The sequence below is a fragment of the Microbispora sp. KK1-11 genome (assembly GCF_006874435.1).
Lineage (GTDB): Bacteria > Actinomycetota > Actinomycetes > Streptosporangiales > Streptosporangiaceae > Microbispora > Microbispora catharanthi.
In genome coordinates, this window is sequence record NZ_VIRJ01000010.1 from 115,600 (window position 1) to 129,122 (window position 13,523).

The 13,523-nt window shown below is 70.5% G+C and carries 11 protein-coding genes and 4 tRNA genes; 8 read left to right on the plus strand and 7 right to left on the minus strand.

Going from position 1 to position 13,523, the window contains the following annotated elements; all coding sequences use genetic code 11:
* Nucleotides 1-840: 840 nt before the first annotated feature.
* Both FLW16_RS16705 and FLW16_RS16710 read right to left on the minus strand, forming a co-directional pair.
* Nucleotides 841-915: transfer RNA gene (locus FLW16_RS16705), tRNA-Lys, on the minus strand.
* 161 nt (nt 916-1,076) lie between these two features.
* Entirely contained in the window at nt 1,077-2,234 is a 1,158-nt protein-coding gene (locus FLW16_RS16710) for an acyl-CoA dehydrogenase family protein (RefSeq protein ID WP_142561003.1), read from the minus strand.
* 85 nt (nt 2,235-2,319) lie between these two features.
* Between FLW16_RS16710 and FLW16_RS16715 the strand changes: the two genes are divergently transcribed.
* Nucleotides 2,320-2,742, plus strand: a complete 423-nt coding sequence (locus FLW16_RS16715) for a PspC domain-containing protein (RefSeq protein WP_142561005.1) — start codon at nt 2,320-2,322, stop codon at nt 2,740-2,742.
* A 1-nt stretch (nt 2,743) separates the two neighbouring features.
* Here the strand turns inward: FLW16_RS16715 and FLW16_RS16720 are convergent, their stop codons facing one another.
* From FLW16_RS16720 to FLW16_RS16735, 4 genes are all read right to left on the minus strand, one after another.
* Nucleotides 2,744-4,036, minus strand: a complete 1,293-nt coding sequence (locus FLW16_RS16720) for an MFS transporter (RefSeq protein ID WP_142561007.1) — start codon at nt 4,034-4,036, stop codon at nt 2,744-2,746.
* A 212-nt stretch (nt 4,037-4,248) separates the two neighbouring features.
* Nucleotides 4,249-4,590 (minus strand): metallopeptidase family protein, encoded by a 342-nt coding sequence (locus FLW16_RS16725; RefSeq protein WP_142561009.1) that lies wholly within the window; start codon nt 4,588-4,590, stop codon nt 4,249-4,251.
* Nucleotides 4,591-4,602: 12 nt separating this feature from the next.
* A complete protein-coding gene (locus FLW16_RS16730) occupies nt 4,603-5,442 on the minus strand; it encodes an ABC transporter permease (protein ID WP_260615331.1) in 840 nt (279 codons plus the stop codon).
* Nucleotides 5,439-6,386 (minus strand): ATP-binding cassette domain-containing protein, encoded by a 948-nt coding sequence (locus FLW16_RS16735; protein ID WP_142561011.1) that lies wholly within the window; start codon nt 6,384-6,386, stop codon nt 5,439-5,441. The genes FLW16_RS16730 and FLW16_RS16735 overlap by 4 nt, the downstream gene beginning before the upstream one ends.
* 68 nt (nt 6,387-6,454) lie before the next feature.
* Between FLW16_RS16735 and FLW16_RS16740 the strand changes: the two genes are divergently transcribed.
* The 5 genes from FLW16_RS16740 to FLW16_RS16760 all read left to right on the plus strand — a co-directional run bounded on the left by FLW16_RS16740 (nt 6,455) and on the right by FLW16_RS16760 (nt 9,133).
* A complete protein-coding gene (locus FLW16_RS16740) occupies nt 6,455-7,090 on the plus strand; it encodes a TetR/AcrR family transcriptional regulator C-terminal domain-containing protein (protein WP_185949451.1) in 636 nt (211 codons plus the stop codon).
* Nucleotides 7,091-7,207: 117 nt separating this feature from the next.
* The gene (locus FLW16_RS16745; protein ID WP_260615333.1) at nt 7,208-8,779 is read left to right on the plus strand and encodes a metallophosphoesterase; all 1,572 of its coding nucleotides are present in this window, start codon (nt 7,208-7,210) and stop codon (nt 8,777-8,779) included.
* Nucleotides 8,780-8,852 (plus strand) — tRNA-Glu (locus tag FLW16_RS16750).
* Nucleotides 8,853-8,961: 109 nt separating this feature from the next.
* Nucleotides 8,962-9,036, plus strand: a tRNA-Asp gene (locus FLW16_RS16755).
* 20 nt (nt 9,037-9,056) lie between these two features.
* Nucleotides 9,057-9,133 (plus strand) — tRNA-Phe (locus tag FLW16_RS16760).
* Between the two features lie 348 nt (nt 9,134-9,481).
* On the opposite strand, the gene FLW16_RS43715 is transcribed toward FLW16_RS16760, so the two are convergent.
* A complete protein-coding gene (locus FLW16_RS43715) occupies nt 9,482-9,628 on the minus strand; it encodes a tyrosine-type recombinase/integrase (RefSeq protein ID WP_221891123.1) in 147 nt (48 codons plus the stop codon).
* Between the two features lie 230 nt (nt 9,629-9,858).
* Between FLW16_RS43715 and FLW16_RS16770 the strand changes: the two genes are divergently transcribed.
* A complete protein-coding gene (locus FLW16_RS16770) occupies nt 9,859-10,686 on the plus strand; it encodes a cyanophycinase (RefSeq protein ID WP_142561018.1) in 828 nt (275 codons plus the stop codon).
* A 44-nt stretch (nt 10,687-10,730) separates the two neighbouring features.
* The gene (cphA, locus tag FLW16_RS16775; RefSeq protein WP_185949452.1) at nt 10,731-13,463 is read left to right on the plus strand and encodes a cyanophycin synthetase; all 2,733 of its coding nucleotides are present in this window, start codon (nt 10,731-10,733) and stop codon (nt 13,461-13,463) included.
* The last annotated feature ends 60 nt before the right edge of the window (nt 13,464-13,523 follow it).

The following is a 13,523-nucleotide window of genomic DNA, read 5'->3' on the forward strand; positions in this document are numbered from 1 at the left end:
TTTTCCTGCGGCCCCCAGCCCGTGACGATGGTGTGGTCGTCTTCGTTGATCAGACGGGGCCTGCCCTCGGGTATGCCGCGAGACAGGTAGGGGGCCTTCATGGCCTTGATCACCGACGCCGGCACCTTGGGCTGACGACGCCGTTGGCGCTGCGCCGGCCGCGCGTGACCTTGCGGTCGTTGTGCAACACGGTGATCTCACACCACGCTGCTGGCGGTCCTTGCGGGCGCCGCGTTGTCGGGAGCGGCCCTGGGCGTGTAGCAGTCCACCATGCGTGCCGCGTTCGCCGACATGGTTCCCTCCACCCGCAGAGCCGCCGCGTACCGGAATCTTCGCGGGAGCTACGGGGGTAGCGTGGCTGGTTTGCGGGGCCCCTTTAGGGAGCGCTGTTCGGGCAGGCGCCCTCGGCGCTGGCGCCCGCCGTCATCGCGATCCAGGCGCTTGCGCCCGTGATGAACGGGCGGCCGGTCAGGTGAGGTGATCAGCCCGTTCATCCTGAACGGACGGGTCTTTTGCTGCGTTACGTGGGGAAACACAGATCGAGCAGCTGCCGCTGCGGATTATTCGTCCGCAGGTTCTGAAGGCCGTCAATCCAGCAGAGTCCGGAGCGACGATCCTTGACGGCTGGCATGCCATAGCTGGGCGTGGGAGGCCCGAGAGGTCTTCGGCTGCGATCTTCTGTTGATCGTCTTTGGGGTCTGGCCTGGTGAAGGGTGTCTAAACGATCTACCGGGTGCCCGGTGCGTGCCCGCCAGCTAACAAGGAGCAACCAAACGAGATCGACTTCTCGCCGCGAGACCCATTTCAACCGAGAAACCCCAGGTCAGATGGGGTGTGGAGTGGTGGGGCGCCAGGGACTCGAACCCTGAACCGACGGATTAAAAGTCCGCAGCTCTGCCATTGAGCTAGCACCCCTTGGTCGTGCCCCGCGGACCTCGCCCGCGTCGCGGTGTGATCCGTGGAACACTCCCATGATGCAGGGTACAGAGAGTACCGCGTCTTCGGCGACGCCATTGTCCCTGATCGCCCCGTCATCGGTCTCGGCAGGCCCCGGCGAGGGGCCGTGACGGAGGTCGTCAGCGGAAGGCGTCAAGGCCCGTGAGCGCCTTGCCCAGAGTCAGCAGGTGCACTTCCTGAGTGCCCTCGTACGTGAGCACGGACTCCAGGTTGGTCATGTGCCTGATGACCGGATACTCCAACGTGACCCCGTTGGCCCCGAGCACCGTACGCGCCTCACGGGCGATGTCGAGCGCGGCCCGGACGTTGGCCAGTTTGCCGAAGCTGACCTGGGTGGGCTTCAGCTTCCCGGCGTCCTTGAGCCGGCCGAGGTGGAGGGCGGTGAGCCCGGCCTGGCCGAGCGCGACCGCCATCCAGGCCAGCTTCTCCTGCGTGAGCTGGAACCCGCCGATCGGCTTGCCGAACTGCACCCGGGTCGTCGCGTAGTCGACCGCCGCCTCCAGGCAGGCCCGGCCCGCCCCGACCACGCCCCACAGGATGCCGTACCGCGCCTCCGTGAGGCACGACAGCGGGCCCTTCAGCCCCGCGACGCCAGGCAGCACCGCGGAGGCGGGCAGCCGTACGTCGTCGAAGTACAGGGAGGCCGTGACCGAGGCCCGCAGCGACAGCTTGCGGTGGATCTCGGCGGACGAGAAGCCGGGGGTCGAGGTGGGGACGACGAAACCGCGGATGCCCTCGTCGGTCCGCGCCCACACGACGGCCACGTCGGCGATCGAGCCGTTCGTGATCCACATCTTGGCGCCGTTCAGGATCCAGTCGCCAGACGGGTCCTGCTTTGCGGTGGTACGCATGCCGGCCGGGTCGGACCCGTGGTCGGGCTCGGTCAGGCCGAAGCAGCCGATGGCCTCCCCTGACGCCAGCCGGGGTAGCCACTCCTCCTTCTGCTCGTCCGAGCCGTACTTCCAGATGGGGAACATCGCCAGCGACCCCTGCACGGACACGAACGACCGCAGGCCCGAGTCGCCCGCCTCGAGCTCCCGGCAGGCCACGCCGTACGAGACGGCGTCGAGCCCGGCGCAGCCGTACCCCTCCAGATGCATCCCGAGGAGGCCGAGCGAGCCCAGGGCCGGGGCGAGTTCCCGGGCGGGGAACGTGCCCTGCTCGAACCACTCGCCGACGTGGGGGAGGACCTCGCCGGAGACGAGTTCCCTTACGGAGTCCCTGATCATGCGGTGCTCGGGGTCGAGCTGGTCGTCGAGTTCGAGGAGGTCGTCCATGGCGTCAGGGTATCCGGGCCTCCTCGGGGTAGGGCCAGGGGGAATCCCGATGTGCGCCCACCCCCCTGAGAGGCACTGTGGAGGTATGAACGAGATGAACACCAACGGTTCGGTCAAGCAGCTCCACCGCACTCGGAACGGCAGGATCGTCGCCGGGGTGTGCTCGGGCGTCTCCGAGTACACCGGGATCGACGCCAACATCCTGCGCCTCGGGCTCGCCGTCGCGAGCTTCTTCGGCGGCCTCGGCGTCGGCGTCTACGCCGTCGCCTGGCTGCTCCTCCCCGAGGAGGGCAAGAACTCCTCCATCGTCCAGGACCTCATCGACAAGAACAAGGACGGCCACGTCTGGCAGGACGCCAAGGCCAAGTGGGACAACGTCCAGCAGGGCTGGAACCAGGGCCGCTCCAACAGCACCCCGTACCCCCCGCAGGCCCCCAGCTACGAGCAGCACCCGTACGGCCGGTCCTCCACCGACGGCCCCCAGCAGAACCAGGGTCCGCAGGCCTGACTCAGGTAGCGGCGGCCCGGACCTTGGCGATGATCTCCCTGCGCGACTCGGTCCAGAGCATGGCGAGCACGGCCGCGGTGCACAGCCCGGCCACGCCCGCCAGCGTCACGACAGCCTCTGGGCCGAGCCGCTGGGCGGCTGCGCCTCCGACGAGGATGCCGACGCCCTGGGCGGCCAGCAGGCCCGACTGCACCAGCCCGAACGCCGCGGCCCGCCCCGACGCCGGGACGCACTGGACGAAGGCCGCGTTGGCCGCGAGCTGGTAGGCCCCGCCGACGCCGGACAGCACCCACAGGGCGAGCACGCCCTCCAGCGGCGGCCGGATCACGCACAGCACGAGCGGCGCGCAGGTCAGCATGGCCAGCCAGCCCATGCCCCGCAGCCGTCCCGACGGCGTGACGAACCGCCCGAAGAAGAACGCGCCGACGACCGTTCCCGTCGGCATCGCCGCCATCAGCAGGCCCGTGATCACCGGGACGGGCAGCCTCCCGTCGGCGAGCGCCGCGGCGTACGGCACCGCGATGCCCTCGGGGATCACGTAGAACCCGCACAGCCAGGCGAACAGCACGAGCGTGCGCAGCCGCCGTTCGCCGAACACCAGGCGGGCGCCGGACAGCGTCATCCGCCAGATGGACGGCCGCTCGCCGTCCTCCCGCAGCGGCGCCGGACGGTGCCGCACCCCCGCGACGATCACCAGAGCCGATCCGAGGAACGTCGCACAGTCCAGCGCCAGCGCCCGATAGGGCCCGAGCACCGCGATCGCCGCGCCCCCGGCGGCGAACCCGAGCATCTGTACGGCCTGGTTGGTGACGTTCTGCAGGGCCGACCCCACGACGTACCGGTCGCCTTCCAGAACTTCGGGCAGCAGCGCCGCGCGGGCGGCCGAGAACGGCGCGCCGAGCAGCACCACACAGAAGACCAGCGCGCACAGCACGGGAAACGGTGTGGCGGGCAGGGCCATCGCGGCGAGCATCAGGGCGCGCAGCACGTCGCACCAGAGCATGACCCGCCTGCGCGGGTACCGGTCGGCGAGCCCGGCCAGGAGGGGCCCGCCGAGGATGGGCGGCAGATAGGTCAGCGCGTAGACGGCGGCCGTGGCCAGCGGCGAAGCCGTCCGGCTGTAGACCAGCACCGCGAGGGCCACCTGGGCGAGCTGGTCGCCGAGCAGGGACATGCCCTGTCCGAGCCACAGGGCCCGGAACTCGGGGATCGCGGTGACCTCCCGATAGGTGGTCCGCACCTCTGGGGAACGGCGGTGCCGGCCGGACAGCCTGCCGGGCTTGGTGGCCGCCATCTCACTCCGCAGAGGTCGCTCCGCCGGCCGTGTCCGCCGGTGTCCGCCGCGGCGACTGGATCTTACAATCCGTGGTCAACATGTCACTTACAGTGCCCGTCGGATGCGACTTTTGCAACCCGCTGACGGTCCCATTTCGCGGCGCGCGAACGCCGATGACCGCCCTGACGAGGGGAAACATCGACGAGAGGTAACGCCGGGAAAGAGGGCTGTCACCAGCCGAGCTCGTGCAGCCGTTCGTCGTCGATGCCGAAATGATGGGCGATCTCGTGGACGACGGTGACGCGGACCTCCTCGACCACGTCGTCCTCTGTCTCGCAGATCTGCAGCGTCGGATTCCGGTAGATCTCGATGCGGTCCGGGAGGACCCCCGAGTACCAGTCGCCCCGCTCGGTCAGCGGAATGCCCGTGTAGAGCCCCAGCAGGCCGGGCTCGGGCGGGTCGTCCACCACCACGACCACGACGTTGTCCATGACCTTGGCCAGATCCGGGGGGATCGTGTCGAGCGCCTCGGCCACGAGCTCCTCGAACCTCTTCAGCGGGACGTCGATCACCGTCTCATCGTGTCATCGCGAGGCGGCCCTGCGGTAGCGCCGTACGGCGAGTGGTGCGAACACCGCGATGATCAGCAGCGACCAGCACAGCGACGCCGTCACCGAGTGCTGGAGAGGCCAGGAGGCGGCGGCCGAGCCGGGGTTGCCGAACAGCTCCCGGGCGGCCGAGACGACTGCGCTCATCGGGTTCCAGTCCGCGATCGCCCGCAGCCACCTGGGCAGCCCCTCCAGCGGCACGAACGCGTTGGCCAGGAAGGTCATCGGGAACAGCCAGCCGAACGTCGCGGCGTCCGCCTGCGCGCCGTTCTTCACGAACAGCCCGATGTACGTGCCCAGCCAGATCATCGCGTACCCGAACAGGGCGAGCAGCGCGAAGCCGGCGAGCGTCTCCAGAGGGGTGCCGTGCGGACGCCATCCCGCGATCAGCAGGCCGCACACGCTCATGGTGGCGAGCGACAGCCAGTCCTTGGACATGTCCGCCAAGCTCCGCCCGGCCAGTACGGCGGCGCGCGCGATGGGCTGGGCGCGGAAGCGGTCGATGATGCCGCGCGCCATGTCCTCGGCGACCGACGTGGCGGCGGCGACCGCGGACAGCGCCATGACCTGCATGAAGATTCCGGGCATCAGGTAGTTCCGGTAGTCGCCCCCGCCGGGCAGGCTGATCGCGCTGCCGAAGACGTACCCGAACAGGATGGTCATGATGACCGGGGTGACCAGCTCGGCGGCGATCTGGCCGGGCTGAGTGCGCAGTTGGGAGTAGCTGCGGCCCGCGATGACGAACGTGTCGCTCAGGGCCCAGCGCAGCCGTTGGGCCCTGGTCGCGGGGGGTTCCACGGTGATCACGGTGATCACGCGGCCTCCTTCTCTCTGACGGGCGCGTCCGTGAGCGCCAGGAACACCTCGTCCAGCGTCGGCCGGCGCAGCCCCAGGTCCTGCACGCCGACCCCGGCGGCGTCGAGGGCCGCGGCGACCCTGACCAGGGAGGCGGCGCCGTCCGAGACGGGGACGACGAGCCGCCGTTCGGCGGCGTCGATCTCGGGCTCACCGGGGAGCACGCCGCGCACGGCCTCGACGCCGGGCGCGAGGTCCGCGGCGTCGCGGAAGGCGACGCTCACCCGGTCGCCGCCCACCTTCGCCTTGAGCGCGGACGGCGACCCGGCCGCGACCACCCGCCCGGCGTCCATGACGGCGATCCGGTCGGCCAGGTGGTCGGCCTCGTCGAGGTACTGCGTGGTGAGCAGCAGGGTCGTCCCCTCGGCGACGAGCCGGCGCAGCACGTCCCACAACGCGAGGCGGCTGCGAGGGTCGAGGCCGGTGGTCGGCTCGTCCATGAACAGCACCGGTGGGGAGACGATCAGGCTGGCGGCCAGGTCGAGCCTGCGGCGCATGCCACCCGAATAGGTCCGCACCGGACGGTTGGCCGCCTCGGTCAGTCCGAACCGCTCCAGCAGTTCCTCGGCCCTGCGGCGGGCCGTACGACGGGGCAGGTGGTAGAGCCGGCCGAACAGCTCCAGGTTGCGGCGTCCGGTCAGCAGCTCGTCCAGCGCCGCGTGCTGGCCGGCGAGGCCGATGCGGTAGCGGAGCCGTTCCGCGTCTTTGACCACGTCGCAGCCGGCCACCCGGGCCGAGCCGCCGTCGGGACGCAGCAGCGTCGTCAGGACGCGCACCATCGTCGTCTTGCCGGCGCCGTTGGGCCCGAGCAGGCCGCACACCGAGCCGCGCGGCACGTCGAGGTCGACGCCCCGCAGCGCCTCGGTCGTGCCGAACCGCTTGCGCACTCCTTCCGCATGGATCACGGCATCTCCTTAACGCGGTTAAATTTAACAACGTTAAGGATGCATTGAACGCCGTTAAGCTGTCAACCGTGGCACTCGAACGCGACACGATCGTCAGGACCGCCATCCGACTCCTGGACGAGGTGGGGCTGGAGAAGCTGACCCTGCGCAGACTCGCGACCGAGCTGGGCGTGCAGGCCCCCGCCCTCTACTGGCATTTCAGGAACAAGCAGGAACTGCTGGACGAGATGGCCGAGGCGATCTCCGCACAGGAGCCGTTGCGGCCGCTCGCCGAGGGGGAGTCGTGGGAGGAGTGGCTGGCGGAGTGGTGCAGGGGCCAGCGCCGCGCGTTCAAGTCGCACCGCGACACCGCGCGCCTCACCGCCGGCACCCACCCCGGCACGGCTACGCTGCAGACCGTCGAGACCATCCTGGAATCGCTGCTGCGGGCCGGATTCACGCGTACGGACGCGATGTGGGGTCTCAGCACGCTCGCGAGCTTCCTCGGTGGATTCGTCCTCGAGGAGCAGTCCGACCAGGAGCGGGGAACGAACGACCCGGCCCTGTTCGAGGAGGCGCTGGAGAGCCTCGCGCCGTACCCGAACGTGCGCGCGGTCATGGCCGAGACCAAGGGCCCGCAGACGGACGCGTCCTTCGAGCACGGTATTGCGCTGATTTTGACCGGAATGCGAGCACGTCTGGAGGCCCGGACCGACGGTCGGTAACCGGAACACCGTGTTCTGGTAACCAAAAGGGCCGCATCTTCGGGTAGTCAGGAAGGGATGGAGAACTCGCGGTTGAGGGCGTTCGCCCATAGGACGGTCGGCAGTCGGCCCGCCCGTGTGTCCGCCCGTGTGCTCGCGGTCGTGCTGGCGGCGGTGGTCGGCGGTTGGCTCGGAATGACGTTCGGCGCCAAGGTGGACACACCGGTCGGGCCCGCCGACATCGGGATGTCCCTGGCCCCGTCCTGGAGCGGGGAGACCGTCATCGACGTACGGCCCCTCGGGACGCTCAGCTTCGACAGCCACAACGGACCGCTGCGGCTCGACCTGACGATCGAGGCGGTCCATCCGGAGGTCGCGGAGGAGATTCTCAAGAACCCCCGGTGGGCCGATCGGCTGCCGACGACCATTGAGGCCGACGTCATCTCCGGGCTGCGGAATCTCGCCCTGCGCGCGGCGTTGTTCGCCGTCGTCGCCGGGTTCCTCACCGGCCTGCTCGCCTTCCGGCGGCTGTCGCGGGCGGCCTGGACCGCGGCGGGCTCGCTGGCGATGGTCGTCGTCCTCGGCGGCGTCTCCGCGCTGACGTTCAACCCCCGTTCGATCGCCGAGCCCCGGTACACCGGGCTGCTCACGGGCGTGCCGTCCCTGGTCGGCAGCGCCCAGTCGATCGTGACCAAGTTCACCGAATATCGCGGCCAGCTCGCCAAGCTGGTGACCAACGTGTCCCAGCTGTACGAGGCGGGGTCGAACCTGCCGATCTTCGACCCGGATCCGGGGACCATCCGCGTGCTGCACGTCTCCGACCTGCACATCAACCCGCTGGGCTGGAACGTGATCAAGTCGCTGAAGGACCAGTTCAAGGTCGACCTGATCATCGACACCGGCGACATCAGCGACCACGGGACCAAGGCCGAGAACGAGTTCGTCAAGGAGATCGGCTCGCTCGACGTGCCGTACGTCTTCGTGCGCGGCAACCACGACTCCATGACGACCCAGCGGGCGGTCGAGAAGCAGAAGAACGCGGTCGTGCTGGACGGCACCGCCGCCACGGTCAAGGGGCTGAGCATCTACGGCATCGGCGACCCGAGGTTCACCCCCGACAAGTCCGTACAGGCGGCGGGCGACGAGAGCAAGAGCCTCCTCGACCTCGGCCGGGCCAACGCGGCCAAGCTGGCGCCACGCGAGTGGCCCAGGTCCGCCTCCACCTCGGCCCCGGACAAGATCGCCGCCGACGTCGTGGCCGTCCACGACCCGACCGTGGGCCGGGGCCTGTCCGGGTATGTGCCGCTCGTACTGAGCGGGCACGTCCACGCGCGGTCCACCCAGCTGCTGCCCTCGGGCACCCGCCTGATGATCCAGGGGTCCACCGGCGGCGCGGGCCTGCGCGGCCTGGAACACGACGAGCCGACCCCGCTGACCGCCTCGGTGCTCTACTTCGGCAAGAGCAGCCACCGCCTGGAGGCATGGGACGACATCACCGTCGGCGGCCTCGGCGAGCAGTGGATCCAGTGTGAGCGTCATATCGAGCCGGACCCTGGCCGTACAATTTCTCCCGAGTCGCCGCAGGCGCCGTCGCCGACGGCAACCGGCAGCGGCTCGCCGTCGCCGGTCGCTTTGGCATCAGGGGCAAACGTCCCCTATGCTTCAGAGGTCTCCGACGGAAGGCGTCACGGAACAGGGCGAAAGCCTTGAGCCCCCATCGTCTAGCGGCCTAGGACACCGCCCTTTCAAGGCGGCGGCACGGGTTCGAATCCCGTTGGGGGCACGTGGAGCGCGTCGAGCGCACCGGATGACGGAAGGTCGAAGACCTCCCGGAAGCTGGTAAGCTAGGCGAGCCGAACAACACGGGGAAGCGAAAGCCCCCCGGACATAAAGGTCCTGTAGAGCAGTTTGGAGTGCTCGCCACCCTGTCAAGGTGGAGGTCGCGGGTTCAAGTCCCGTCAGGACCGCGTACGGCGGCAGCCGCCGAGGTCAGGTAGCTCAGTTGGTACGAGCGTCCGCCTGAAAAGCGGAAGGTCGGCAGTTCGACCCTGCCCCTGACCACCACCCTTGAACAGCCCAAACGCCCCGAGCCGATCACGGCCGGGGCGTTCTTGTATGGGTTTGACGACAACGCTGACGACAACGTCTTCTGGCTAGGGCGTGCGGCTCCTACTGGCGTCGCTTGGCAGCTTTGCTCTGTACCCGCACCGATCGCATGGCCTCGGCCCGCGCTTGCTGGCGGCACCCAAAGTCAGTTCTTCGGTCGAGTCGCCGATGAGTCCACACAGCCGGGAGCCATGGTAGACCCGAGGCCGGCCATAGTCCCTGAGGTAGACAGTCGGGTGGTCCCGCCGGCCCATCACTTCTGCGATCTCAGCTGCTGACCTCTCTTCAGCAGACCTTATGGCGTCTTCAGCTGTGTCCGACGATCTCGCGGGCCACGTGCGGAGGCACGCCCAGATCGAGGAGGAACGAGACGGCGGTGTGCCGAATGTCGTGAAATCGGTACGTCTCCAGCCCGGCGCGCTTCCGGACCGCGTAGAAGTGCCGCAACGTCAACCGGGGCGCGTATGGCGGCTGAGGTTGGTGATGGTGCGGGCGGGGTGCGCTGTAGCCGCCCGAGGAGCTGTCCAGGCAGCGCTCGGGGCCCGGGGCACGGCCGGCACGTCCGTGGCGCCTTGCGCTCCGAGTCACGCGAGCACCCGGGCTCCCAAACCGGTCCATACGGGATGAAGTTACTCTCGGATGATATTCGATTCCTAAGGGTAACAACTGGTCGAGGAGGGAGCATGGACGCGGACGAGGGGGATAAGCCTGCTGATCCGGGTCGCCTGCTTATCATCGGGGGCGCCGAGTGCCGCGGTTCCGGCCTGCTCGAGCGGTTTGTGGAGCTGTCCGGCGGCGAGGCGGCCCGGATCGTGCTGGTCACTACGGCCACCGGGGCGCCCGAGGAGGTGCACGCCGACTACGAGCGGGTGTTCCGCAAGCTCGGCGTGGACCACACCAGGGAACTGCGGCTGCGCGGGCGCTCCGACGCCGACGGCGACAACGCGGCCGAGCTCCTCGACGACGCCACGGGCGTGTTCTTCTCCGGCGGCGACCAGTCGCGGCTGCGCGCCCTGGTCGGCTCGCGGGCCAACGAGATCCTGCGCGAGCGGCTGCGCGCAGGCGGCGCGGTCATCGCCGGGACCAGCGCCGGCGCCACCGCCATGGGCCGCACGATGATCCTCGGCGGCGAGGGCCCCGGCGTGTCCGTCGCCACGGTCCGCACCGGCCCGGGGCTCGGCCTGCTCCCGAGGGCGCTCATCATCGACATGCACTTCAGCGAGCGCGGCCGGCTCCCCCGGCTGCTCAGCGCCATGGCGCTCGACCTGGAGCACCTGGGCGTCGGCATCGGCGAGAACACCGGGATCCTGGTCGACGGCACCCGCTTCGAGGTGCTCGGCGCCGGCGTGGCCACGGTGGCCGACGGGCGGAACGCCACGGTCATCCACGCCGCCGGGGACGAAGACCCGATCACCCTGTTCGGCGTCCGGCTGCACCTGCTGCCCGCCGGGTGCGTCTTCGACATCGCGACCCGCGAGGCCACCATCGGGCCCGCGCACGACTGGTACTGATCACCGCCGGCCCGATCATCCGCCCAACCCTTGGGGAGTGTCACGTGCGTCTCGACGACCTGCGTCACCTGAGCGGACCCAACTCATTCAGCACCCGGCCGGTCACCGTCGCGCGGCTCGAGCTCGAGGAGCTGACCGGCCGGAGCACCACCGAATACCCGGGCTTCGCCGGGCGGCTGACCGCGGCCCTGCCCGGGCTGGCCGAGCACCACTGCGCGGCCGGGCGTCCGGGCGGGTTCCTGGAGGCGATGGCCCGGGGCACCTACTTCGGCCACGTCACCGAGCACGTGACGCTGGAGCTGTCCAGCCTGGTGGGCCGCGACGTGTACCTGGGCCGGACCATGTGGGCCGGCGCCGACGGCCGCTACGACGTGATGACCGAGTGCCCGCAGGACGAGCCCGCGCAGTCCTCGGTGCCGGCCGAGCTGCTGGAACTGGCCATCACCACGGTCAAGCACATTCTCCTTGAACGCATCCCCGACCTGCCGCGCGAACTGACCAGGATCGCCCGGATCGTGGAGCGGGAGCGCCTCGGCGTGAGCACGGCCGCGCTCGCGGGCGCGGCCCGCCGCCGGGGGATACCGGTCCGCCGGGTCGGCCGGCTGAGCATGCTGCGGCTCGGCTACGGGCGCTATCGCCGGCTGGTGTGCGCCGCGCTGACCGAGCAGACGTCGGTGATCGGTGTGGACATCGCGGCCGACAAGATGCTGGCCAAGCAGCTGCTGACCGACGCGGGCATCCCGGTGCCCGATGGGGTGGTGGCCTGGAGCGCGGCCGACGCCGCCGGGGCGCTGGGCCGGCTCGGCGGGCCGGTCGTGATCAAACCGCTCCACGGCAACCACGGTGCCAACGTGACCGTCGGCGTGACCACCGCCGCGGCCGCGGCCGCCGCATACGCTCAGGCGGCGGCCGACGGCGAGGGCGCGATCGTGGAGAGGTTCGTGCCCGGCACCGACTACCGGGTGCTGGTGGTCGACGGCCAGGTGGTGGCCGCGGCCGAGCTGCGGCCTGCCTCGGTGACCGGCGATGGTGCCTCCGACATCACCCAACTCGTCGACGTGGTGAATGCCGACCCGCGCCGGGGCGAGGGCCACTCCCGAGAGCTGACCAAGATCAAACTGGACGAGTGCGCGCTCGCGCACCTGGAGGCCCAGGGCCTGGGCCCGGCGTCGGTCCCGGCCCGCGGCCAGCTCGTGACCCTGCGCCGGAACGCGAACCTGTCCACCGGCGGAACCAGCCGCGACGTGACCGACCTGGTGCACGAGGACGTGGCCGACATGTGCCGCCGGGCCGCGGCCGTGGTCGGCCTGGACGTCTGCGGCATCGACGTGCGGCTGGCCGACATCGCGGCACCGATGTGGTGCGGCGGGGCCGGTCACGGCGGGGCCGAGCCTGGCGCCGTGATCGAGGTCAACGCGTGCCCGGGGCTGCGGATGCACCTGTCCCCGGCCGAGGGGGCGCCGCGGGACGTGGCCGGCGCGGTGATCGACAGCCTGTACCCGCCCGGCGCCCCATCTCGGGTCCCGGTCGTCGCGGTCACCGGGACCAACGGGAAGACCACGACGGTCCGCATGATCGGCCACATCCTGAGCAAGGCCGGGATGCGGGTGGGGATGTCCACCACGGACGGGGTCTACTCCGGCGGCCGGCTGGTCTACGACGCCGACGCCTCGGGCCCGCGGTCCGCGGACATGGTGCTCGACGACACCAGCATCGAGGCCGCGGTGCTGGAGACGGCGCGCGGCGGGATCATCCGCGGTGGGCTCGGCTACGACCAGGCCGACGTGGCCGTGGTCACCAACATCACCGCCGACCACCTGGGCGCGGACGGCGTGGAGGATCTCGACGAGCTGGTCGAGGTGAAGGCGCTGGTCGCCGAGGAGGTTCGCGAGGGCGGGACCGTGGTGCTGAACGCCGACGACCCATTGGTCGCCGCGCTCGCCGACCGGCCGCGGGTGCGCAGGCACGCGTCCGTGATCAGGTATTTCAGCCTGGTGAACGGCAACCCGGTCATCGAACGGCACCGGCAGGCGGGCGGCCTGGCGTACGAGCTTCGCAACGGCGAGCTGGTCGAGTTCGATGCGGACCGGGATCGGGCGCTGCTCAGCGTGGCCGAGCTGCCGGGCGCGTTCGGCGGGCTCGCCGCGCACGTGGTCGCGAACGCGCTGGCCGCGGTGGCGGCCTGCCGCGGGCTCGGGGTCAGCGCCAAGGACATCCGGCGCGCGCTGGGTACGTTCACGCCGGGCGAGTCGAACCCGGGGCGCGGCAACGTCTACCTGGCCGGCGGCGGCCCGGTGATATTGGACTACGGCCACAACGCCGCCGCGCTCGACGCGACCGGCCGCATGATCAGCGACGTCTGGGGCGGCGAGCCCGTGGCCGCGATCACGCTGCCCGGCGACCGCCGCGACGATCTGGTGGCCCGCTCGGCCGAGGCCGTCGCCGCGTGGTTCGGCCGGGTCGTCGTCTACGAGGACGCCGACAAGCGCGGCCGCCGCCCCGGTGAGATGACCGGCCTGATCATGGCGGCCATGCGCCGGGCCCGGCCCGGCATCGGCCTCGCCACCGCCGAAGGACCGCAGGCCGCCCTGCGAATCGCGGTCACGATGGCCGCCGGCCACCCGGTCCTGTTCGTCTACGAGAAGCTGGCCATGGCCCGCCAGGCCCTCGAGGCCCTGAACGCCCGCCCCTGGCCCGCCGGCGCAGTCCCGCCCGCACCCGCCGACGCCGGTCCCGCCTGCTCCTTCTATCGAGACGCCGCAACCACGGATGACTAAAAGCTCCCTCCGGGGATGAAGGCGAAGGGTGAGCTGCCGAGGATTCTCGGAACGCTTCGA